General features: G+C 55.7%; 10 protein-coding genes. 3 read left to right on the plus strand and 7 right to left on the minus strand.

Annotated features, from left to right (window positions below; translation table 11 throughout):
• The first annotated feature begins 25 nt into the window (after positions 1–25).
• Positions 26–1,084, plus strand: coding sequence for a tRNA 2-selenouridine(34) synthase MnmH (gene mnmH, locus NB640_RS12535; protein ID WP_269309029.1), 1,059 nt, complete (start codon positions 26–28; stop codon positions 1,082–1,084).
• Positions 1,085–1,100: 16 nt separating this feature from the next.
• Here mnmH and NB640_RS12540 read toward each other — a convergent pair whose 3' ends face one another.
• Genes NB640_RS12540 through NB640_RS12555 form a run of 4 tightly spaced genes read right to left on the minus strand, consistent with a single transcriptional unit; the run spans position 1,101 to position 4,432 of the window.
• On the minus strand, positions 1,101–1,859 hold the full coding sequence (locus tag NB640_RS12540; protein WP_269309030.1) for a phosphate ABC transporter ATP-binding protein: 759 nt from the start codon (positions 1,857–1,859) through the stop codon (positions 1,101–1,103).
• Positions 1,856–2,749: a PstA family ABC transporter permease gene (locus NB640_RS12545; protein ID WP_269309031.1), complete on the minus strand. Its 894-nt coding sequence runs from the start codon at positions 2,747–2,749 to the stop codon at positions 1,856–1,858. Before NB640_RS12545 ends, NB640_RS12540 begins: the two co-directional genes overlap by 4 nt.
• A complete protein-coding gene (locus tag NB640_RS12550) occupies positions 2,742–3,590 on the minus strand; it encodes a PstC family ABC transporter permease (RefSeq protein WP_269309032.1) in 849 nt (282 codons plus the stop codon). Before NB640_RS12550 ends, NB640_RS12545 begins: the two co-directional genes overlap by 8 nt.
• A gap of 2 nt (positions 3,591–3,592) precedes the next feature.
• The gene (locus tag NB640_RS12555; RefSeq protein ID WP_269309033.1) at positions 3,593–4,432 is read right to left on the minus strand and encodes a phosphate ABC transporter substrate-binding protein; all 840 of its coding nucleotides are present in this window, start codon (positions 4,430–4,432) and stop codon (positions 3,593–3,595) included.
• A 189-nt stretch (positions 4,433–4,621) separates the two neighbouring features.
• On the opposite strand from NB640_RS12555, the gene NB640_RS12560 reads away from it, so the two are divergent.
• A complete protein-coding gene (locus NB640_RS12560; RefSeq protein ID WP_269309034.1) occupies positions 4,622–6,673 on the plus strand; it encodes a methyl-accepting chemotaxis protein in 2,052 nt (683 codons plus the stop codon).
• A gap of 96 nt (positions 6,674–6,769) precedes the next feature.
• Here the strand turns inward: NB640_RS12560 and NB640_RS12565 are convergent, their stop codons facing one another.
• From NB640_RS12565 to NB640_RS13095, 3 genes are all read right to left on the minus strand, one after another.
• Positions 6,770–8,239 (minus strand): IS1182 family transposase, encoded by a 1,470-nt coding sequence (locus NB640_RS12565; RefSeq protein ID WP_269309035.1) that lies wholly within the window; start codon positions 8,237–8,239, stop codon positions 6,770–6,772.
• 40 nt (positions 8,240–8,279) lie between these two features.
• Positions 8,280–8,540, minus strand: coding sequence for a transposase (locus NB640_RS12570; RefSeq protein WP_269309036.1), 261 nt, complete (start codon positions 8,538–8,540; stop codon positions 8,280–8,282).
• Positions 8,541–8,565: 25 nt separating this feature from the next.
• Positions 8,566–9,341 (minus strand): IS5 family transposase gene (locus tag NB640_RS13095; RefSeq protein WP_408637931.1). Its coding sequence is split into 2 segments (ribosomal slippage): positions 8,566–8,969 and positions 8,969–9,341, totalling 777 coding nucleotides; the frame shifts between segments, so codons are not numbered across the junction.
• Positions 9,342–10,183: 842 nt separating this feature from the next.
• Between NB640_RS13095 and NB640_RS12585 the strand changes: the two genes are divergently transcribed.
• Positions 10,184–24,160: an autotransporter-associated beta strand repeat-containing protein gene (locus NB640_RS12585; RefSeq protein WP_269309037.1), complete on the plus strand. Its 13,977-nt coding sequence runs from the start codon at positions 10,184–10,186 to the stop codon at positions 24,158–24,160.
• Positions 24,161–24,179 lie beyond the last annotated feature (19 nt).

A 24,179-nucleotide genomic window follows, 5' to 3' on the forward strand; every position in this document is an offset into this window, starting at 1 on the left:
CAGTCAGCCGCTGCTGAAATAACCCATGCCATACCTCGCAGTAAATACCGTTACCGATTTCTTTGCCCGCATTGATCGGTACGATGCCATCATCGATGTGCGCAGCCCCGCCGAATATGCGGAAGACCACATTCCCGGCGCCATCAATTGCCCGGTGTTGAACGATGAAGAACGCGCACGGGTGGGTACGCTCTACAAGCAGACCAATCCCTTCGAGGCCAAAAAAGTCGGTGCGGCGCTTGTTGCCAAAAACATTGCCAGCCATATCGAACAGCGCTTTATCGACATGCCGCGCCAATGGAAGCCGTTGATCTATTGCTGGCGCGGCGGCAACCGCAGCGGCGCCATGGCGCATATCCTGTCAAGGATCGGCTGGCATGCCGAACAGCTTGAGGGCGGTTACAAAAAGTACCGCCGCCAGGTCATCGATGCGCTGGATGAAACCCCTGCGCACTACACCTTCAATGTCATCTGCGGCACGACAGGCAGCGGCAAAAGCCGCCTCTTGCAGGTACTGGCCGGTGAGGGGGCGCAGGTACTCGATCTGGAGCAGCTCGCGGCCCACCGCGGATCAGTGCTTGGCAACATTCCCGCAGAGCCGCAGCCCTCACAGAAATGCTTTGAAAGCCACCTGTGGGATACCCTGCGTCGCTTTGATCCGGCCCGCACGGTTTTTGTCGAATCCGAAAGTAAGAAAGTCGGCATGCTGCGCGTACCGGAAGCATTGATGGAACGCATCCGCGCCTCGCAATGTACGGCGGTGAACCTTTCCCGTCCAAACCGCATGCGATTGCTGATGGAAGACTATGTGCATTTTGTGCGCGATCCCTTGTGGCTGAACGAACGGCTCTCCCGCCTGACCCTGCTGCACGGGAACGACAGGATCGCCCACTGGCACGAGCTTGCCCTGTCAGGCCAAATGGAAACCCTCATCGATGAACTGCTGGCCGATCATTACGATCCGCTGTACGAACGCTCCATCCATCGCAATTTCCTTTGTGCACAGGACGCCCGCACGCTGGAATTATCCGGTATCGCTGAAGCCGATTTTCGTGCCGCAGCACAAAAACTGATGGCGGGCTGAGTCTTCCTGCCGGTTGTCAGATCAGTTCACCCATCGCCGCAAAAAGCGCTTCCCTGTCCTTGAATACATCGGGCGGCAGGGTTTCTATCCGGCTGCCCTCATGCAGCACATGCACATGCTCGGCCAGCCGGTGTGCCTGGCTCAAGCTGTGAGAAACCACAACGAGGGTATAACGCGCTTTCAGTTCCAGCAGCAGGTCTTCGATCTGCCGTGCTGCCTTGAAGTCCAGCGAGGCTGTCGGCTCATCAAGCAGCAGAATTTCTGGCTGCAAAGCCAGCGTCCGCGCCAGGCACAGGCGCTGCTGCTGGCCGCCCGAGAGCGTTGCCGCGGGAGAGGAAAGGCGGTTCTTTACCTCATCCCACAGGTGCACATCCCGCAAGACCTGCTCAATACGGTCCTGGTTTTCCGAAGTACAAAGCGACAGGGTCGCCTCAAGCGGCATGCTGATATTGCGCGTGATCGACAGCGGCAGCACATTCGGATTCTGGAACACCATGCCGACGCGCCGCCGGAGGGTTTCCGCCGGTATATCCCGCCCATAGGCATCCACCCATTCACCGCCCAGTTGTACACTCATCTTGCCCCGTGTTTCACAATCGGGAAAGCATTCGTTGAGCCGGTTGATCGCGCGCAGGAGCGTCGTCTTGCCTGAGCCCGAGCGCCCCAGCAGAAAGGTCGGTCCGCCGGATGCAATGACAAGGCTGATATCGTCGATCACCGGTTTGCCGGAAAAGAGGACAGACAGATGCTCCAGGCGTATCGCGGCAGATGTCACGCGGCACCTCCGGTTTTCCATTGCTGCTGAAGCCGTTTTTGCAGCCATCGTGCGCAGGCAAACATCAGGCCCGTCAGGATAAGGAGCACCACCGCCGCGCCAAATGCCTGCGTCAGCTCTGCCGGTGACTGGTGCTCAGCTGCCAGATAATAGATATGAAAGGGCAGGGCTTCATATTTGCCCGTGAGCGAGGAAGGTGTACCGGCATTTGCCACTGCCCCCGTCATCAGGATAACAGCCGTATCTTCCGCCGCCCGGCCGATAGCCAGGATAATGCCGCTGAAAATACCGGGCAGCGCCGCCGGAAGCAGGATGCACCAGACGATCTGGTCGTGGGAAAGCCCCAGGCTTGCCCCGGTAAGGCGCAAGCCAATCGGCAATGCGGTTACTGAAAGGCGTGTTGTGCTGATCAGATAGGGCAGTACCAGCACGGCAAGGCACAGGGCGGACAGCACCAGGCCCGTATTGGCATCTGGGGAAACTGTCTTGCGCAGAAAAAGGATCAGGGCAAAGCCGAAAAGCCCGACCAGGATCGACGGCATGCCGGCCAGCACATCCACGAAAAATGACAGGGCATCACGAAAACGCCCGTGGGAGTACTCAGCCAGGTAAACCCCGGTTGCCACCCCCAGCGGAATGGCAATCACCATCGAGAGCAGCACCAGTGCCAGCGTGCCGACGCAGGCTGGCCATAGCCCGTCAAACACGGGCGCGCCGCGAAAGAGGGCGTCCAGAGCGGGAGTATCACCGAAAAAGAGCGCAGACGACCACCCCGGTGCGCTTTTGACGAGCAGGAAAAGCAGCATCACGGCCAGTGCCATCAGGACAGCGCCTGTCGACAGCCACGAACCGATGGCGGCCATTTTTTCCAGGCGCGAAGTCCTAGACATAGCGTTCCCCCTGCCTGCTGTTTGTCTGCCGCAGACGGTAAAGGACCACATTGACCCCCACCGACACGCCAAACAGCATCAGTCCGCAGGCAAAGAGCGAACCATACGCCATACTCTGGCTGTCAGTCGACACAACGAGGGCAATATGTGCGGTCAGCGTGCGAATCGAGTCCAGCAGCGAATGCGGCAGTTGTGGCGCATTGCCAGCCAGCATCAGTGAAATCATCGTGTCGCCAATCGCACGGCCAAAACCAAGTGCAAGCGCCATCAATAACCCGTGCCGCGAGAGCGGCAGCGTCAGGCGGAGAAACTGCTGTGCCCGTGAGAGCCCGAGCGCCATCGCAGAAAGGTGCATTTCCTCGTGCAGGAGGCGAAACTGGTTATCAAGCACCAGCACAATAGTCGGCAATACCAGGAGCGCCAGCGTGAGTAATGCTGCCAGCCAGGAAAACCCTGAGCCGGAAAAACCATCGCGCAAGAGAGGGACCAGCAGAAAAGCTGAAACCAGCCCGTAAACCACCGTCGGAATACTGGTCATGAAACGCACGATGCCCAGTAATGGCCGGGCCAGGCGGGAAGGGCCGATGCCGTGAATGAATCCGCAAAGCCCCACACCAACAGGAAAGGCGATCAGCATGGCAGATACAGCCAGGCACAGCGATCCGGCCACCATCGGCAAAATACCAAATGCCTCCTCAGTGGGCCGCCACTGCCAGGAAAAAAGTGACAGCAGCATGCCGCCGTGAAAGAGCGGCAAAGAAAACCACAGCAGAAAACCGAAAATCGCCAGGACGGTCAGCCCTGAAAGGGCGGCAGCGCAAAAGAGCAGCCTGGCGACCATCTTTACTGGATTGGCAGGTATCCGGCGGCCCTGATCATCGGCTCGCCTGCGGGAGAACGCACATAATTGATGAACGCTGCGGTCAGCGCATCCGGATCACCCTTTGTGTTCATGTAGAGCTTGCGCACGATCGGGTATTTGCCGGACAGGGCATTGGCCTGGGTGGGAGAGACCTGATCCAGTGTCGGTGCCTTGATGGTGCGGTCAATATGGCCGATCGACACATACCCGATGCCATCCTGGTCGTTGGCCAGTGCGGTTTTCATCGCGCCGTTGGACGTCACCACATTGGCGGTATCGATGATCGTGCCTTTTTTCAGCAGCTTTTCCCAGAAGACTTCACGTGTGCCGCTGGCTTCATCACGCGTATAGAGATGGATAGCCGCATCACGTCCGCCCAATGCTTTCCAGTTGGTGATTTTACCGGCAAAGATATCGCGCACCTGTGCCGGGGTCAGGTTATCAATTCCATTGCCGGGATGAATGGCCACTGCCACACCGTCCAGTGCAAAGGGCCAGGATTTCAGGCCGTACTTTGCCACTTCCTCCTTCGACAATGCCCGGCCGGTATTGCCGATCTGTACCAGCCCTTCGCCAACCTTCTGCACCCCCACACCGGAGCCGCCTGCGGCAATGCTGATGCGGATGTCCGGATTGGACTGCATGATCTTCCTTGCAGCGTCTTTCATGACCGGGATATGTGCTGTGCCGCCGGCAATGTCGATCTGCCCGCGCATGCCCTTGAAGGCATCGAGTTCAGCGGCATCGGCCCATGCCGATGTCAGGGCAACCCCTAAAATGATTGAAAGAAAACGTACGCCCCATAGCTGGAATTGCTTCATGACAGTATCCCCGGATGAAAAAACAAGAGGGTATTATATACGTGAGGCAGAGCCGATTCCAGACCGTACAGCAGGCCATTTCCTGGCATTGCCCCGGGATCACGCATCAAGGACACATCATTTTATTTTGCGGTATACTCGCCCAGGCAATGCATCGTTTAAATCAACTGTTTATACATGAGGTGGCACATGCCAAAACTATTGCAGCGATTATCTTTATCAGCCCGGATGATGGTTTTGGGTGTCTGTGGTTTTTTCCTGATGGCATTGCCGTTTTCGCTTTATCTGCATGATGTCTGGCAATCCATATCCAACGCAAGGCAGGAAGTTGACGGCATTGCGCCTTCCCGGCAGCTTCTCAAGCTGGTCCAGCTGGCACAGCAGCATCGGGGCATGTCGAATATGCTGTTGAGCGGTAATACGGCTATCCAGGACAAGCGCCAGGAAAAGATGGAGGAGGTTAACAAGGCGTTTGCCGAAGTCGAGACATTTATCAATCAGAAAATAGCCAATCCGGCAATCGACTCGTCACTGGCGCTCGCCAGAAAACAGTGGGATGACGTTTCGGCAAAAGTCACGCAAAAGACGATAACAGCCGGGGAGAGCTTTAACCGCCACACAGATGCCATCGCTGTCATGCTTGACCTCAACGATCTTTTACAGGACCACTATCACCTCACATTTGACCCGGCACCTGACAGTTCTCACCTGATCAGTGCAACACTTTTTGCCGCGCCTGCCTTAACGGAAGCGTTTGGGCAATTGCGTGCAAAAGGCGCTGGCCTGCTTGCGGCAAAACAGGCAGAAATGAATGACCGTATTGCCTTTTCGGCATTACTGGAAAAAGCCGAGGCCAACATCAATAAACTTCAGGATTCACTCAACAAGGCCACTGCGGCAAATGCCCAGGCAAAGCAGCGGCTGTCACAAGAAGGAGAGCAGGCAATCAATGCGGCAAAAGCCGCAAAGGCGCTGGCATTGGCCGAAATCGTCAACAAGGACCAGTTGTCGTTCGGATCGGCCGACTTTTTCAACCAGTACACCGCTGCCATTGACCTGCAATTCAAGCTGATTGACACCTCCATGCAGGTACTGGAGCATCAATTGAATGCGCGTGTGGACCGTCTTTACAAAAACAGTGCCTTGCTGGGTGGTGCCGTCCTGCTGTTATCGCTGATAGCCACCATTGTTGGTATCAGGATTGCCCGCGGCCTGCTCAGGCAGATGGGCGGAGAGCCTGAATATGCACATGAAATAGTCAACCAGATCGCATCGGGTGACCTGACCGGCATGATCAGGCTGAAAGCAGGGGATACCTCCAGCCTGCTTTATGCCATGCAGCAAATGCAGCACAGCCTCATTTCCATTGTCAGCAAGGTGAGGGCCGGCACCAATACCATTGCAGCAGCCTCAATGGAAATCGCCGCCGGCAACCAGGATTTGTCATCCAGGACCGAGCAGCAAGCCAGCTCACTGGAAGAAACCGCATCCACTATTGAAGAATTGACGTCCAATGTGCGTCAGAATGGTGATAACGCCAATCAGGCCAACCAACTGGCCATATCGGCTTCTGATATCGCTGTCAAGGGCGGTGCCGTTGTATCTGAAGTTGTCGACATGATGAGTGAAATCAACGAGTCGTCAAGGAAAATGACGGATATCATTAATGTGATTGACGGCATTGCTTTCCAGACCAATATTCTGGCTTTGAACGCTGCCGTCGAAGCCGCGCGGGCGGGTGAACAGGGAAGAGGGTTTGCCGTGGTGGCAACAGAAGTGCGCAGCCTGGCACAGCGCAGCGCCAGTGCCGCCCGTGAAATCAAGTCATTGATCGATTACTCGGTGAGCAGGGTTGATGAAGGAAGCCGGCTCGTTGACCAGGCGGGTGAAACCATGACGCAGATTGTCAGCAGCATCCGTGATGTGACCAACACCATGGCCGGGATCAATGCGGCAACGCGTGAACAGGTACAGGGTATCGAGCAGGTCAATCAGGCCATGACGCAAATGGATGAAGTAACACAGCAAAATGCCGCACTGGTCGAGCAGGCAACCGCTGCGGCAGAGTCATTGCAGGATCAGGCAACCAGCCTGGTGCAACTGGTGAGTATCTTCAATACCGGTGAGTCGTCATCAGATACGTTACTTTCCGCACAAGGAAAAGCCCCCCTGATATCTCGTAGGGTTGTATCGAAACCCATGCGCTATTCATTGGATAAAGAAGAGATGGAAGTGTTTTAGCCGCATTGAATCGGTATAAAAAAAGCCCGGACAATGTCCGGCTCAGACTGCTGACAAACCCCATTTTTTTCGAAGTGGGGTTTTTTCATTGGCGCATTATCGGGAGATCAAAACAAAATTAAAATAGCAATCACATTTTCCATTAAGCCCCCTTGGCCGAAATATCCCAATGACAAGGCCGAATCTTCCCGGGAAATGGCGCAAAAAAGCAAGGCTTGCTGCCTCAAGCAGGCGTGCCATCTTCTTCATGTTCTGACACGCTGCCGCTAAAAGCGCCTGCCCCTTCACTTTCGATAAACCACGGTAACGCGCATAACGGTGACCGTGCAACTCTTTCGCATCCGCAAAACTGCGCTCTACCGTTTCCTGTCGCCGACGGTAAATCGCCTTGCCCTTTGCCGTCAGGCGATTGTCATGAACCTGTTCCTTGAAGCCCTGCCAAATATGCCGGGTGATCAGTTTTATCTGGTTGCGGCTCTGGGTACACTGCATAAGAAAGGCGCAGTCCGTACATTGCCCTTGTTGAGAGGCATATTCCCGGTACCCTGAACGGTTGGTCGTACGGTAAGGTAAAAGCTTTCCATTGGGACAGAGATAACAGTCTCCTTGAGGGTCATAGCTGTACTGCCGCTTGTAAAAGTAGCCCGCCTTGTGATTCGGACGACGGTAACCGATAACGCCGTATATGCCTCGCTCTATGAGTCCCTTGGCTATGTGTGGTGTGTCATAACCTGCATCCAAGCCTACGGCCTGTATCTCAAATCCAAAACGTGACTGCATCCTGTCAAGACGCTTCAGGTAAGGAACACTGTCATGGACATTTCCCGGCGTCACATGGGTGTCTGTGATCAGGGCGTACTTGCCGTCAACGGTGCGGTGGTCCAGGTAGTAAAAACCTTTGGGCTTGCCATCACGAACAAGGTAGCCAGCATCAGGGTCTGCCGGGCTGACTTTGATTTCTTTTTGTGAGGGCGGTTCGTCGTCTCTGTCTGAAAGGGGATTTTTGCCATGGGAATAACGGTCGGCTTCTATGGCGCTGTTGAGTTCTGCAAGGTAGGCAACGGGCTTTTGCTCAACAAGGTGACGTTCGTGACGGTTCTTGTTGGCCGAGGCTTTGAGGTGTGTGCTGTCACTGTAAAAAACGCGACCGCCTATTAATCCATGACGGATGCACTGCTCAACAATCTCGTCAAAAATGACTTGTTCTATGTCTGTGCCAGCAAAGCGACGACGGCGGTTCTGGGAAAGGATGCTGGCGTCTGGAACACGGTCTGTCAGGCGTAAGCTTAAAAACCAGCGGTAGGCTACGTTAACCTGAATCTCACGCTCTATCTGGCGCTCTGATCTTATCCCGAATAGGTACCCAATGAAGAGCATCTTGAATAAAACTACGGGATCAAGGGCGGGCCTGCCATTGTCCGCACTGTAAAGATGGGCGGTGTGCTCTCTGATAAAGTCAAAATGGATGTGGCGGTCTATCAGTCTTAATAGATGGTCTTTGGGAACCAGTTCTTCAAGGGTGACCATCTCCAATTCGTGTTGCTGCGGTGTCGGTGTCTTTAGCATCAGAGCCTGCCTTTTATGCGGATATCTATAAGCAATTCCATTAAAGCAAAATCCCCGGCTTAACGCCAGGGACTTTGCAATACTTTGTCAGCAGTCTGGCCCGGACAATGTCCGGCTGTGGTTGAAGTGAAGCGAGCTTGTCGACCATCCATCCATCAAGGGGGCCGTCTTCTGTAATGAGTTGCTTTTTGCTACTGCCGTTACGATTGTTGCCCGCTTCTGATTTCTCATGTTTGCCGTAGCCCAGGTAGGCGTCCAGTTCGGCATTTAAGGCCGCCTCGACTGTGACTTTTGTTAGCATACGACGAAAGTCGGCTAGATAGCGTCTACTTGAGTATGGTTAACGCATTCAACCAAAGGGCGATACAGCGCACCTGCACAGCGGCAGCAAATGTCGCGAGATTTTTTGCGTATCTTGTGGCAATACCCCGCCAGCGTTTGAGATAAAGAAAGACATTTTCCACCAGGTGACGCTTCTGATAAATCTGCCGATCGTAGCTTCTTTTCTCCTTGCGATTTCTTTTCGGGGGTATGACGGGTATGATGTTGCGGGATTTTGCATGGTCAAGAATGGCGTTTGAATCATAACCCCGATCCGCCACCAGATGGCGAGGGGATATCCCATCCATTAACCGTGAAGCCTGCGTACAATCTGCAACGGTACCCGATGTGACAAGACATCTGACCGGCATACCATTCGCATCCACGGCCAGATGTATTTTTGAGTTGAGCCCCCTTTTGTGCGCCCCATGCCCTGGTTGCCTCCTCTTGCCCCCGCCGCGTGCGGGTGAATCTTGATGTGACTTGCATCTATCAGAAGCCATTCAAAATCAGGCTCATCTATCAGGATTTCCAGCAGGCGCTCCCATATGCCCTTGTCGCGCCAGCGGATGAAGCGCTGGTGAACGCTTCCCCATTTTCCGTACTCCGGCAAAAGATCACGCCAGGGGGCGCCTGTGCGTAATATCCAGAATACAGCATTAATGAAGGTGCGGTTATCTTTGGCTATCCTGCCCCATTGACCAGGCTGTCCTGGAAGGTGGGGCTCAAGTAAAGCCCAGGCCTGGTCGGATATGTCGTGGCGTCTGTACGCTGGTCTCATGGAATCTCCTGTTAAAGGGTGGTCTTCCTATAATGATCATCGCTTCATAACATCTGCCATCTGGCAAACAGAGGGAGTTTTATCTCTTATATCTCATGTAGACACTATCTAAATCTTCCTGGGTCCTGATGCCTTTGGCGGCTTCTTTGGCTAAGGCTTCGGGTTCTTCTCTTTTCATGCTTATCTCCTATCTAGGTCGTGTTAACACTAAACAGCCTGCTGCAAAGCCGTTGTGTCCCAAATGGCGGTGTTGCCTCGAAAAATCTGAATTTGACGTAGGTCTACTACGCCTGCATCCAGATTTTCCGATGCGCCTTGCCCTTTGAAACAAAACGACTTTTCGCGAACAGCGGTCTAGTGTTAACACGCCCTAACTATATGATAAGCACTTACACAAAATTTAGAACAGGCTCTCCGGCTGTGGTTGAAGTGAAGCGAGCTTGTCGACCATCCATCCATTCATCCATTCATCATAGCCTTTTTCCTGTTTGCGGATATGAATCATCCTGCATATTGCCGGTTTTTTGCGAATGCAGCCTGTTGTTTTTTGTCAATTATATGATCAAATATTTATTTATAAATGTTGTTTTTTGTCAATTACCGGATCATAACCGGATCATAAGATGAAACCGTACTCAGGCAGCCTGATGCTTTTCGGTGGGAGTCAGTTGGATATCGTTTTGCATCCAGGGTCGCCTGAGTCAGTGCTGCTGTTACAGGTCATTTTGCAGAAAAAGGTGGTACCGGCAGAAGCACCATAAAACAATAACAGGCTTCGACATAAGCTAACGCAGACGGTTTCTTGGCAGGCACCGGAGAGCTTGCTGTGCAGGAATGCGTGCATGAACAGAATTTTTAAAAGTCTTTGGAATCAGGCGCTGGGAGCATGGACAGCTGTATCCGAACTCGCCAGGTCTTCAGGGAAGGGATATCTCTCCCCAAGACGCACCAAACGCTTTCTGAGAAAACCGGGAGCAAATGTCTTTGGTAACACCAATACAGCCGCACTGTCCCGCTCTTTCCCACGCAACACGTTCTCTTTTTCTCTTTCCAGGCTTGCCTTCCTGACGATGCTGAGTCTTGCCGGATTCAGTTCCTCTGCCATGGCTGCCGACTATACCGTTGATGAAGCAGGGGCCAGGGACGATGCGGCAGCACCGCCAAACAGCCTGTCAGGCGCGTTGCAGGGCGCCGCGTCCGGAAACACCATTCAATTCGACAGCAGCATCAATCTTTCCCCTGAAACCAGCTGGCTGATGAGCGGCTATTCCCTTATCAAGGCGGATGCGGACAATATTTCCCTGGGCTTTGATCTTAACTCCCATACGCTTTCCGCCAGCCAGCTCGGGTTTCACTCCGGTACCGGCACGTTCACCTTCAAAAACGGCACACTTTCCGCCACCACCGTCGGCATTGGCGGGGGCGTGGGGGCCGACTACCGCGCTACCGTCAAGCTGGACAACAGCACGATAACTGCGGGTACCCTGAATCTTTCCGGCGCGGGCAGTGCGCTTGACCTGACCAATACCTCCACCGTCGATGTGAGTACCCTGACGGTTTCCAAAAGCGCACAGGCCAGTGCGGATGCCTCATCCACAGTAAAGGCGGGTACCCTGAATATTTCAGAAAAAGGGCAGGCTGCCATCAATGGGCAGGCTACCCTCGGCAATGTCACTGTCACCGATGGCGGCAAGCTGGCCTTGAATGGCACAAGTACCATCACCGGCAGCCTGAAAGTTGGCGGGGTACATGTGGCAGAAACCGCACCCGGCTCAGGCACTTTCACCTATGACCGTTCCACCCTGTCCGGTACCGGCACACTGAACTACACGGGTAATACCCTGCTTTTTGACAATGGTGCGTCAGTTAACCTGGGCAGCCTGTTGCCGGGGTACACGGCATCGGCAGGCCAGAGCCTGACGGCTTCCGGCATCTTTTCCCATGCCGCCGGCAGACAAAGCTACCAGACCGAAGTGGCGCTTGGCGGGGATGATCTCGTCACGCAGGGGGGAAGCATCCGCATCCTTGATGGCGCCAAACTGACCAGCGTGCAAAACATCACGGCTGAAGGTGGCGCCGCCAATGCCATTATCGTTGGCGGCGCAGTAAAAGATGCCGATTCCGGCAAGACCTGGCGTGCCGAAGTCGTGGCGGGAGGCACGCTTACTATCGGCACATCCACCAATGCCGGTGCTGTCGAGATTACCAATGGCGGTAAAATCGGCGGCATCACCAACATTACACTTGGCACAGGCAATAGCGGCTCGCTTCTCATCAAGGGAACTGAAGCGACAAGTGTCCTGCCGGCAGAACTGGCCGCCACCGGCAGCCTTGTCGTAGGCGACACCGCCAGTGCAACGCTTACGATGGCCGATGGCGGTCATATCAGCGGTGTTACGGATGTCACCCTGGGAAAAGGCGGGCAGGCCACCGTTTCCCTTGACGGGGTCGGTACTGGCGACACGCGAACCGGCATTTCCGCATCCGGCAGCCTGCTTGTCGGAGGCAATGCCAATGCCAACCTGAGTATTAGCAAAGGCGCCCAGTTTACCGTTGGCGGCACCGCCGTTTTTGGTGACCAGGCCGGGACAAGCGGATCTCTCAGTCTGAGTGGGCGCGGCGGCAACAGCGGCCAGATGGAAGCTACCCTCACTACCGGGGACATCACACTGGGCAATGAAGGCAATGCAAGCGTCACGATCGGCAACGGCGGCTCCCTGCGCACGGGTACCGCTATCCTGGCGAAGGAATCCGGTTCCACAGCCAATGTGACAATCAATACCGGCAATGTGACAAATGCAGACAGGGGGTGGCTTGTCGGCGGGACGGTAACCGATCCCGGCTACGCAAAGGGCAATGCCAATCTGACCGTCAACCAGGGTATTGTCGATGTGCGCGGCTTTCTGTCCATGGGCGCCCAGGATGCAGCATCAGCCGGAAAGGCCACTTTCAGCGGCAGCGGCGCCGAACTCCGCATGGGCGGCGGCACCTTCCGCAACCAGGGAGACGATGGCAGCAGCAGCGGCAATGCCATCGGTGACACTCTCATTACCAACAGCGCCGTCGTTTCCGGCCACGGCAATATCATTGCCGGCAACCAGTTCCGGGTAGAGGGGGCAACCATTTCGCCCGGCTCACGCTGGATGTACGACTTTGACCGGAATGGCGCAGCCAATAAACTGACCAGCCTGGGCACACTTCATATTACTGATAATGCCAGCGTCAATACCTTCTTCAAAAACACTACCTTCCAGACCCAGTTGGACAGGGCAGGGTTGTCTGACCAGGTGGTTGTGCACGGTGATCTGGAGATCGACAATCTCAATATCAACATGTCACGTGCGCTGGACGGGGACTATCTGCTCATCAGGACGGATGGCGGCGCCATCAGCGGATATACCGACAGGGATTTGTCGCAGCTCGGCCCAGATGCCATTGACATCAACCTCAATGGCAAGACCCTCAAGGGCAATGACCGCATTGACATTGCCGGTGGTCTTGTTACCGAGGTAAAAAACAGCGGTACGGAACTGTGGCTTTCCGTCGATACCACGACCAATGGCAATGTCATCACTCACTGGACCGGTGCGGGCGGAAATGACTGGAATATGGTTGCCAGAAATTTTGAGAGCGCAACGACAGGCGGGACAGAGCAGTTTCTCGATGGCGACATCGTCACCTTTGACGATACCTGGATGACGGCGAATGCACCAGCAGGCAGCCGGGTTGTTGATATTACGACCGACACAAAATATGCTGGCAACGTGATCGTGCCGGAAGTCCGGGTATTTGACGAGGGTGCCTCCGGTACGATTTTTACCTTTAACGGCGGAAATATCCTTGCTTACGACAGTGCGCTTTATACCACGCTTGACAAGGGCGCAGGCGAAAAAACGCCATCGGGTGAACTCGTCAAGATCGGCAGCGGCACCCTGGTCATCAACAATGCCAATGAATTTTACGGCGGCGTGCACCTCGGCGGAAACCTGCATGATTACGACAGCAGCTATGCCAGTCTTGTGCAGGGCGGCGGTATCATCGAGGTCAACAACAACAAGGCTTTTGGTTCCTATAATTCGGAAAGCGGTTTTTTAAGCCGGGGCGTGGTGTATGTCCATGAAAGTTCGAAGCTGGTATTTGGAAACGATGTCAGCGTGCAGAACCGCTTTGTGGTGGATGACGGAAAAATACTGGATATCGTCTTTTCGGGCAGCTTTACCATCAAGAATAACAATGCGACGGCAGACAGCGGCGCAAACAGCGTGAACGGCGGCAAGGGCGGCGGCATTTACATCGGGGATGGCGGGCAGGTTGTCTACAGCGGCTCTGAAATGATGCATGTCATCAACAACCTGGCTATCCGGGGTGGCGGTATCTATACCAATGAGGGTTATACCCTGGCCGTACCCACGGATATTTCCAGAAATATCGCTACCCAGAAGGGTGGCGGCATCTATGCCGAAAAGCAGTTTGCCCTGCGTGACAGTTCGGACATCATCGGCAATGCCACCTATGGGGATGGTGGCGGCGTTTATGTCGGATATGACGGCCCCAGCAGCCTGGACAAGACGTTTACCCTGCACGGCAATTCCTCGCTGACAAAAAATCTGGTGGGAAATGCTGGTGGCGGGCTGTATGCCGATGGTGGCCGGACGGTTGAGCTGGTGACCAAAAAATATACGGATGTTTCCGGCAGCTTCAAGGGTGGTGACATCTGGTTTGAAGGCAACTATAGCGGCGCTGTTTTTGCCCCGGATGATCCGACCAACTTTGACAAGATTGACCTGACCAATGCCACAAAGAATGCCATGCACCTGGCATACGGCAACACCTCTGCCGGTTTTAAGGGCGCGATTCTCAATATCGAAGGCCCGTACAATACCTATTTTTACGATCCCATTACCGGCGACGCCGGAACCCAGATCAATATCGCCGGACTGGCATCCAATCCGGGCGTCAATATGGAAACGGGGCATGGCGTTGCGGGGGGACAGTCCGGCACCACCATTTTCCAGGAAGATTCGCAATACTACGGCAGCACGACCGTTTCCAATGGCGCCACCTTCCGCCTGGAAAAAGGAGAGGCGGCCGGTGCGCTTGACCCGGTATACGGCAGAAAAGGCACCCTCGCGGCAACAAATGCGGCGGCCAATACCTTCGAGATAAAAGATGGCGCTTCGCTTACCGGACAGGGAAAAATAGCGGCAGACACGATCCGGCTTGACGGCATTGTCAGCCTCGATGCCGGCAGTTTTTCCCGCCCGGCAGGACGTGATGGAAGCGGTACGGTCAGTCTTCCTGCCTCACAGGGCACCATGGAACTGGAAGGCGCCGTTGCCATTGCCGATACGGCACAGTGGCACCTCAATCTCACCAATAGCGGCACCCCGAAAACCGACCTTATCAATGTCACCGGCACCGCCGCTTTCAGCGGGGTAACCGACGGGGAAAAACTCGACATCCATATTGACGATATTATCCGGGACAAATACACCCTCATGACATCGACCGGGAAGATATCCGGCTATAACACCGATGTTACGAAGAGCGACGCGCGGATATTTAACAGTGCCCAGCCGGGGATTGATCTGAGCGCCGGCAAGCTCACCTCATTGGACAGCGACTACCTGGGCCGCCTCAAGGCCACCTCATACGTTGACAAGACAACAGAGACCACGCTTTCCCTCGACATTATCGGGCGCAACCGGCATGTGACGGCATCCGATGGCGGTACCTGGGCATACAACAACTGGACCTTTTCCGGTACTATCCCGACCCCTACCGGTACCGGCAGCAGCATTGCCGGGGGTGGCTGGTCAGAAAATGATACCGGCCCGGCAACCAACGCCTACATCGACGGCGACATGGTGACATTGACCGGCGGGAATTACACGCTCGGCTCGGTCGTCAAGCCGGTAGACCTCTTTATTGATGGCACCGCAGACATGGCGTTTTCCGGTGCCGGCGGGATATCAACGTATTCCACGGCGGTTGCGGACCAGGCAAAAACCACGATCACGACCACTACCGCCGACAATGACTATGATATTGCCGGCTATACCGGCAAGCTGTACAAGTACAACAGCAATACCCTGATATTTTCCAATACGGCGGCCAACACCTTTGCCGGCGGGGTGGAAATCGGGAAGGCCGGTGTGGATGGCGGCACTATCGCCTTTTCCAACGGCAACCAGCTCCAGGTCGGCACCGGCAAATTTATCGACTTCATCGATTTCGGAAAACTGCGTGCTGCTGCCACGACCACACTTGCCTCCAACATGCGTATTGCAAACGGCAAGGCAGCGACATTCGATACCGGCAGCAACACACTGACACTCAGTGGCACGGTCGGTAACCTGGCTGCCGGTACAGGCGGCGCCATCGTCAAGGACGGCACCGGCACGCTCGTGATCGAAGGGCAAAACACCTTTACCGGCGGCACGACCTGGAATGCAGGAACAATTCAGTTGGGAGGGGAAAGCGCAGGCAACACCAACCTGGGCGCCTATACCACCGCAGGCGGCACCGCCGGGCTGGTGAGCCTGGCAGGCGGCACATCCAAAACCCTGACGCTCACGGATTCGCACACCATCCAGAATCACTTCGACGTGGCAGGTACTGCCGGCAACCAGTTGACCCTGAATGTGGGAAGCGGCCAGATCCTCAGCATGGATAACGTCAATGTGGGCACATCGGCAGATGGCGGTGCAGTCAATATCAATACCGGCGCAGAAGCGTTTGCAACCACGGGCAGCGGCACCACCCTGTTCAGCAGAAACAAGGCAAGGGATGGTGGCGCTATCCATGCAGGCGACATGATACTGGGCGCGGTTTCCACTTTCACTTCAAATGAAGCCAGCCGGGATGGTGGCGCCATCCATGTTGCCGGTGAGCTCGCCTTTAACGCAGCAGCCACCTTAAGCGGCAACACCGCTGGTGGAAGCGGCGGTGCGATCAAGTCCACCGACGGGGATATCGACTTTGCCGCAAACACGACACTTGCGACGAATACCGCAACCGCCGGGGATGGAGGTGCCATTCATGCTGCAGGCGATGTTGATTTTGCGGCAGGACTGAGCCTGACTGACAACAGGGCGCTGGCAGGAAAAGGCGGCGGCATTTATACCGCCACCGGCAAGGTCACGCTCAATTATGCCAATACCACGGCACTCAATATTACCGGTAACCAGGCAGTGCAGGGGGGTGCCATCTATGCCCAAGACATTTCGCTGACCAACAGCAGCGCTACGGCACGAACGATTGGAAATAATGCGGCAAGCGACAAGGGCGGCGCCTTCTATGTGGCTGGTGGCGGCACCCTGGATATCAACGCATCCGGTGGCAATATCACTTTCAGCGGCAATACGGCAGGTACCGATGGCGGTGAAGCGGTGTATCTGGATACCGGATCAGACATGACCGTTGCGGTGGCGGACAAGAAAACCGTCGAATTTACCGATACCCTGGTTTCCTCTGCCGGGACACACAGCCTCGTCAAAAACGGGGATGGCATGCTCGCCTTTACCGGCAATGGCAACAACAATATCTTTCATGGCACGACAACGGTCAATACCGGCACCTTCCGTGTCGCACAGGGCGTGACCTACGGCTCTGCTGGGGCGACGCAGTTTGATCTCAAGGCCGGATCAATCCTCTCCGGCGGCGGTACGCTGACGGCAGACCAGTTCAACCTTTACGGCACAACCACGATCGACAAGGGGGCGACAACCACGGTAGCTGCCGCCGACAGGATCGGTACGCTGACGCTGAAGGGGGAGGTCATCCTGCACAGCAATGCCACGCAGCCGCTCATTGCCTTTGACCTGAACCAGAGCACGCCCAACCCGACCAACACAACCCTGGGGCAGGCGGATTTACTGAAAGTGGACGGCACATTGAAAGTAGCCGGGTCTGACAAGGTCATACTGAATATATACAATTACAAGAGCGGGTTTTACAAGCTGATCGACGCGACCAACCTGGATGCGAGCGTAAGCAGTTTTGACCTGGCCTTTGATATGACGGCCCATAGCATGGGCAAGACCGACCGCCACCGTTTTGCGATCAAACACGGCGATGATGCCGCCATTCACAGCGTTGACAATACCAGCCACGGCAACCAGCTCTGGCTGGCAGCCGACTACAACAACCTGAAGATGTTCTGGACAGGTGCAGAAAATGCAGTCTGGAACACCAATGTGACCGACTATAATGGCAACTGGCTGGACAAGACGGCAACTTCCGACCACAAAGAAGAAACCCATGTTGAAAACCGGGATTCGGTTGTCTTCCAGGATGCCTCGGTTTACGGCAGCGCCACGCCCCAAAACAAGGCCATCACGCTTGGCTCGGATGTCGTTGTCACCAATATGGAAGTGAATACGGCAGGTACCTATTCTTTTGGCGGCGCTTATGGCATTACCACGTCGGATGACTATGCCGGAGACATCCTGACTTATGGGCATAATGCCGCTCCCCAGAAACTGGAGAAAAAAGGGATCGGCACCCTGGCATTTACCAATGCCGGTACCAACAATTTTGAGGGCGGCATAGATATCTCTGCCGGGACCATCCAGTTCAACCGGGCTGCCCAGCTTGGCACCGGCACTGCCGGCATTACTTTTTCAGGCAATGCCAGACTGGAAGCAGCCGCAACAGGGCAAAACCTGGCCAATGCCATCCATATCGGCGATGGCCAAACCGCAACATTTGCCACCGGCGCGCATACGCTGACGCTCTCCGGCAAGATTTCCGGTGTTAACGCGGCCGATGTCGCCTCACTGACAAAGGAGGGAACAGGTACCCTCATCCTTACGAATACCGCCAATGATTACAGTGGTCTTACCACCATTTCAGGAGGAACCCTCCGGGCCGATGGTGTCGGCACCCTGGGTAAAAACACCAGTGATGCGGCCAACGGGATTGCCACAGCCAGCGGCAGCAAGCTGGCACTGAATATCACCTCTGGTTCGGAAGCCTTAAACAAGCGGATTTCCGGCGCCGGTTCCTTTGAAAAGATGGGCAACGGCACGGCTGTTTTGGGCACTGCCAATACCTATACCGGAACCACCACCGTATCCGGCGGTATCCTGCAGGCGGGCATTGCCAATGCCTTTGCCTCCAGCAGCCAGGTGACAGTGGGTAGCGGCACCACGCTGGATTTGAACAACCATAACCAGAAAGCCAACAAGCTGGGCGGCACCGGCAATGTCACGCTTGGCAGCGGCACCCTGACGGCGAACAATGCCACCACGGCAGACAACAGCACCCTGTCAGGCACCATCAACGGCACGGGTGACCTGGTCAAGACCGGATCAGGTTCGTTTACCCTGAATACCGCCATCAGCTCGGCCACCTCCAGCGTGGGCAATGTCAGCGTTGACGGTGGCACCCTGAATCTTTCCCAGAACAGCACCTTTACCGCAACCGGGAACTACACCACGAAAAACAGCGCCACCACGACCATTGGCAGCGCCAACTCCAAGCTGGATGTCAAGGAAACCTTCACCCAGGAAGCCGGATCAACCCTCAATGTCACCATCGGTGCAGCCGGACCGGATATCACGGCAAAAAATGCAGAACTGAACGGCGCGCTTGTCGTTTCGGGATTTTCCTCATCCGCGCAGACAAAAGCCAGCGACCTGCCGGGTACGATCTACACCGTGATCCGCTCTGACAATGCCATGACAGGCGCAGGCTTTACCCCCAATCCACTGACATCGAACGGGCTGGACTACCTCTTGTATGACGGCCATTTTTCTGACGACAAAAAAGATTACAACCTGGGTTTCCGCCTGGCCTGGACAGACGGGCAGGACAAGCGCACCGGCAGCTTTACCATGAGTGGCGGGACATCCTTTAATGTGGATGTTGCGCTGAACGATCAGACATCCAATTCCGCCACCGGCTGGGATGGCAAGAGCCTGACCAAGAGCGGGGGCGGTACCCTGACCCTTTCCGAAGTCAACGGCTATACCGGCACTACCACGGTCAATGGCGGCATCCTGCAGCTCGGCACAAAAAACAATGTCATTGCCACCAGCAGCGCCGTTACCGTGAATGCGGGCGGGACGCTGGAATTGCTGGACAGTACCAACCAGACAGTCAACAAGCTTGGCGGCGCCGGGAATATCACACTCGGTGGCGGCACCCTGACAGCCAACAATGCAACCACGTCTGACAGTACCACTTTCTCCGGTGCCATCAATGGGGCAGGTGGCCTGAGCAAGACAGGCGCGGGAACCCTCACGCTAAACGGCACCGGCTCATCGGTCGGGAATGTCATGGTGAGCGGCGGCACGCTTGCCCTGACACAAAGCGGCGACTTCACCGTTACGGATGACTACACGACAAAAACAGGCGCCACCACCACCATCGGGGCTGCATCAGCCAAGCTGAAAGTTGCCGATGACTTCACCCAGGAAACCGGCGCCACGCTGAATATCACCATGGCGTCAAATGCCTCCTGGACACCGGCCATCACGGCCGATAAGGCCTTCCTTAATGGCGCACTGACTGTCAGCGGGTATACGCAAGGCACACTGCCGACCAGCGCCACGGGCATCTCTGACGTCACCTACACGCTGATCCATACCACCAACGGCATTAGCGGCGATTTCGCAAGCAAGACATCGCTGACAGGATCGGGCATGGATTACCTTATCCATGATGCCCACAAATCGGAAGACGGCAAGGATTACAACATCGGATATCGCCTGTCCTGGACAGACGGGAAAAAGATACTGGGTACCGGCGACTTTACGATTGGCAGCGGCAAAACGTTTGATGTGGATATTGCGCTGTCAAACCAGACCGGCACTTTCGATCTGGGCTGGGACGGCAGGAGCCTGACCAAGAAGGGGGCTGGAACCCTTATCCTTTCAAGCGCCAATACCTATACCGGCGCCACCACCGTATCCGGCGGTACCCTGGAAACCGGCATTGCCAATGCCTTTGCTGCCAGCAGTGAAGTGGCAGTCGGTAGCGGTACGGTGTTGGATTTGAATAATTATGACCAGACAGCCAACAAGCTTTCCGGCACCGGCAGCATCACGCTGGGCACGGCCACCCTGACGGCGAATAATGCTGCAGCAGGCGATACCGCCTTTTCCGGCATCATATCCGGCACCGGCGGTCTGACCAAGACAGGGGGAGGGGTTTTCACCCTTGCCGGCGCCAATACCTATACCGGCGCCACGACCGTATCCGGCGGCACCTTGAAGACCGACATTGCCAATGCCTTTGCCTCCAGCCGTGCGGTAACGGTGGGTAGTGGCACAACGCTGAACCTGAACAACCATAACCAGAAAGCCAACAGGCTTTCCGGTAGCGGCAGCATTACGCTGGGCACGGCCACCCTGACGGCGAATAATGCCACTACGGCAGATGATACGATCTTCTCCGGCACCCTTACCGGCGGCAGCAGCAGTGCCCTGAGCAAGACCGGCGCTGGCGAACTGAAACTGGATGGCACCGGCTCTTTTGTCGGCAGCGTCACGGTGAGTGGCGGTGGCCTGAATCTGGCACAAAGCGGCGCCTTTACCACAACAGGCGATTACACAACACAGGCAGGCGCAACAACCACCCTGGATACAGCATCCTCAAAGCTGGCTGTTGGCGGTACATTCACCCAGGCGGCTGGTTCGACCCTGGAAGTGACCATATCAAATCCTTTCAGCACATCCAACCCGAGCATCACGACAGTGGACGGGGTGTTGGGTGGCAATCTGGTGGTGACAGGCTTTAATCCGGCTGCGCCGGTAAAATCCAGCGAACTGGCCGGAAAACTGCATACCCTGATCAGCTCAACCAATGCCATGAGCGGTGGTTTTACCACCGAGCTGACTTCCACCGGGCTGGATTACCTCCTGTATGACGGACATCTTTCCAAAGACAAAAAAGCGTACAACATCGGTTTCCGCCTGGCATGGACAGACGGGCAGGACAGCCATGCCACAGGCCGTTTTACCATAAACAGCGGCACATTTGAAGTCGATACCATCCTTGGCAACCAGACGCCACAGGGCAGCTTTGCCACCGGCTGGGACGGCGAGAGCCTGACCAAGAATGGAGCCGGCACCCTGATTCTTTCCGCCACCAATACCTATACCGGCACAACCACGGTCAATGGCGGGGTGTTGCAAACAGGGGCTGCCAACGCCTTTGCCTCGAGCAGCCAGGTGACACTGGCAGCCGGTACCACGCTGGATCTGAACAACTATAACCAGACAGCCAACAAGCTTGGTGGGGCCGGGAGCATCACGCTGGGTAGTGGGACATTGACGGCGAATAATGCCACAGCGGCCACTGACGACACCGTATTTTCCGGCACCATCAATGGCACGGGAGGGCTGACCAAAACAGGGGCGGGAATGCTCACGCTTTCCGGAAAACCCTCTTCTGTTGGCAGCGTTTCCGTAAATAGCGGCTCGCTGAATCTGGCGCAGGATGGCAAATTTACCGTAACAGGCGATTACACAACACAGGCCGGAGCAACTACACACATCGGACTGAACAATGCGCAACTGGTGGTCGGAGGAAAATTTGAGCAAAAAGCCAATTCCACGCTGCAGGTGACGGTCGGGGCGTCCCCTGACATTGACGCGACCGATGTCACGCTGGCTGGCACGCTGGTTGTGAACGGGTTTGCCGATACGGGAACGCCGCCTGTCAAGGCAACAGAGTTGGGCTCGCCTTATACCATTATCAGGTCAGCCAATAACATTGTCGGCAATTTTGCCACGAATCCGCTGTCACCCTCAGGGCTGGATTACCTGCTGTACAGCGGCTATAAATCCACCGACGAGAAATCCTATAACCTGGGTTTCCGCCTGGCGTGGACAGAGGGGCAGGACAAGCGTACCGGCAGCTTTACCATGAGTGACGGGACATCCTTTGATGTGGATATTGTGCTGGGCGATCAGACGGCCAATCCCGGCAACAACTGGGACGGCAAGAGCCTGAGCAAGGCGGGCGATGGAACCCTCATCCTTTCAAAGGTCAATACCTACACCGGATCGACAACACTCAACGGCGGCACACTGAAGATGGGGGCAATCGATGCCATCAAATCCAGCAGCGACATCGTTGTCAATCATGGCGCACTGGACTTGAATGGGTATGATCAGGAATTCAACCGCCTCTCCGGTACCGGCGGCACGGTCAATATCGGCGCCAAGACCCTGACGGTGGTCAATACAGCCAACGGGACAGATGACTCCCGTTATGCCGGCGCCATCACCGGCACAGGCAAGCTTCTCAAGGAAGGTGCCGGCACACTCACACTGGCAGGCGTCTCCTCGGTCGGTACAACCCATATTGATGCAGGAACCCTGAAGCTGGACGGGGGCAAACTGACAAGCGGGGTGCTTACCGGCAACGGGACAAATCTTGATCTGGTCAATGCTGCCGTCTTCACCGGCACCATCAAGGATTCGTCCGGCGCAGTGGATGCCTCGATCGGCCAGCATTCCGCATGGAACATGACGGAAAGCTCGACAGTAAATGATCTGGCGCTGGCAGCCGGCCATGTCCGGTATGCCGCGCCAACAGGCGATATCAGCCAGCAGGCCGCTTACCGGACACTTACCGTTGATACGTTGAGCGGCAGTGGCAATATCCATCTCAACACCAACCTGGGCGCCCGGGTTGGCGACATGCTTGTCGCTGACGATACCTCAGGCAATCATGTCGTATATGTTACCAACCGTGGCGGAAATCCTGCGGCACCCGGCGAATCGCTCAAGATCATTGAAGTCGCCAATAGCAGCAAGGGTGAATTTGCACTGAACAAGGGCAGGGTGGATGTGGGCGCCTACCGCTATACGCTGGTGCGCGGTGACGCCGTGGATGACGGGGCGGGCGGCACCCTCGCCTACAACAACTGGTACCTGTACAACACCGGCATGGCGTCGCCTTTGACCCGGCAGGTGCAGACCATTGCCAACGCCACCAAGTATGCGACGATCGCATCCTTGAATGATATCCACAAACGGATGGGTGAGCTGCGCCTGGATGCGTCGGAAAAAGGCGGCGTGTGGATGCGCTCGTATCGGAGAGGATATGAGAACAACCTCCACCAGGATGCCCGTGCCACCCTGTATGCAACCGGAGGAGAAATCGGTGCCGACAGGCTGGTGGAACTGGACGGCAAACGGCTTTACCTGGGTGGCCTGGTCGGGTATGCCGATTCAACCCTGTCAGGCGTTGACAGCTGGAACGGTGAATCGGAGGATATCCTGGTGGGCGCTTATGCCAGCCTGATGTTTGATAATGGCTCCTACATTGACCTTGTGGGCCGCCATTTCTGGTTTGACCGTGACTACCGGTTTGGCAGTAACGGGGCAACGGAGAAGGGTTCCGGCCGTTACCGGGCTTATTCTATTGACATTGAAGCCGGCCACCGGCTTGACCTGGCCCGCGGCTGGTTCCTTGAGCCGCAGGCAGAGCTGACCTGGCTGAAGACAACCCGCTCTGACTTTACGACAGATAACGGAAACCGCATTGTGATGGATGGTTTTCATACCCTGCTGGGACGGGCAGGGATAACAGCCGGGCGCACGCTGGATATCGGGAAAAACAATAAAACCCAGCTTTACGGGCGTCTTGACCATATCAGGAATTTTACCTCCAACGGCAAGGTTTCCATCAATGGGGATCGTTTCAGCGCTGAAAAAGAAGGGGGCTCATGGGTGCTTTCCGCAGGCCTCCAGACAGCCACCCGGCAGGGACAATTCCATATCGAGCTTGAAACCGGTGTGGGAAGCGCAGACGTAAGGCAGAAGTGGGGTGTTAATTTCGGTGCCCGCTGGGCGTTTTGATTGCAGCATAAAAAAAGCC

The organism is Oxalobacter vibrioformis (assembly GCF_027118995.1).
Lineage (GTDB): Bacteria > Pseudomonadota > Gammaproteobacteria > Burkholderiales > Burkholderiaceae_D > Oxalobacter > Oxalobacter vibrioformis.

What these genes read in the sequence shown, in the direction of transcription:
- mnmH (WP_269309029.1), top strand. Translation starts at nt 26, where the DNA reads ATGCCATACCTCGCAGTAAATACCGTTACCGATTTCTTTGCCCGCATT.
- NB640_RS12560 (WP_269309034.1), top strand. Translation starts at nt 4,622, where the DNA reads ATGCCAAAACTATTGCAGCGATTATCTTTATCAGCCCGGATGATGGTT.
- NB640_RS12550 (WP_269309032.1), bottom strand. Translation starts at nt 3,590, where the DNA reads ATGGTCGCCAGGCTGCTCTTTTGCGCTGCCGCCCTTTCAGGGCTGACC.
- NB640_RS12545 (WP_269309031.1), bottom strand. Translation starts at nt 2,749, where the DNA reads ATGTCTAGGACTTCGCGCCTGGAAAAAATGGCCGCCATCGGTTCGTGG.
- NB640_RS12555 (WP_269309033.1), bottom strand. Translation starts at nt 4,432, where the DNA reads ATGAAGCAATTCCAGCTATGGGGCGTACGTTTTCTTTCAATCATTTTA.
- NB640_RS12570 (WP_269309036.1), bottom strand. Translation starts at nt 8,540, where the DNA reads ATGCTAACAAAAGTCACAGTCGAGGCGGCCTTAAATGCCGAACTGGAC.
- NB640_RS12565 (WP_269309035.1), bottom strand. Translation starts at nt 8,239, where the DNA reads ATGCTAAAGACACCGACACCGCAGCAACACGAATTGGAGATGGTCACC.
- NB640_RS12585 (WP_269309037.1), top strand. Translation starts at nt 10,184, where the DNA reads ATGAACAGAATTTTTAAAAGTCTTTGGAATCAGGCGCTGGGAGCATGG.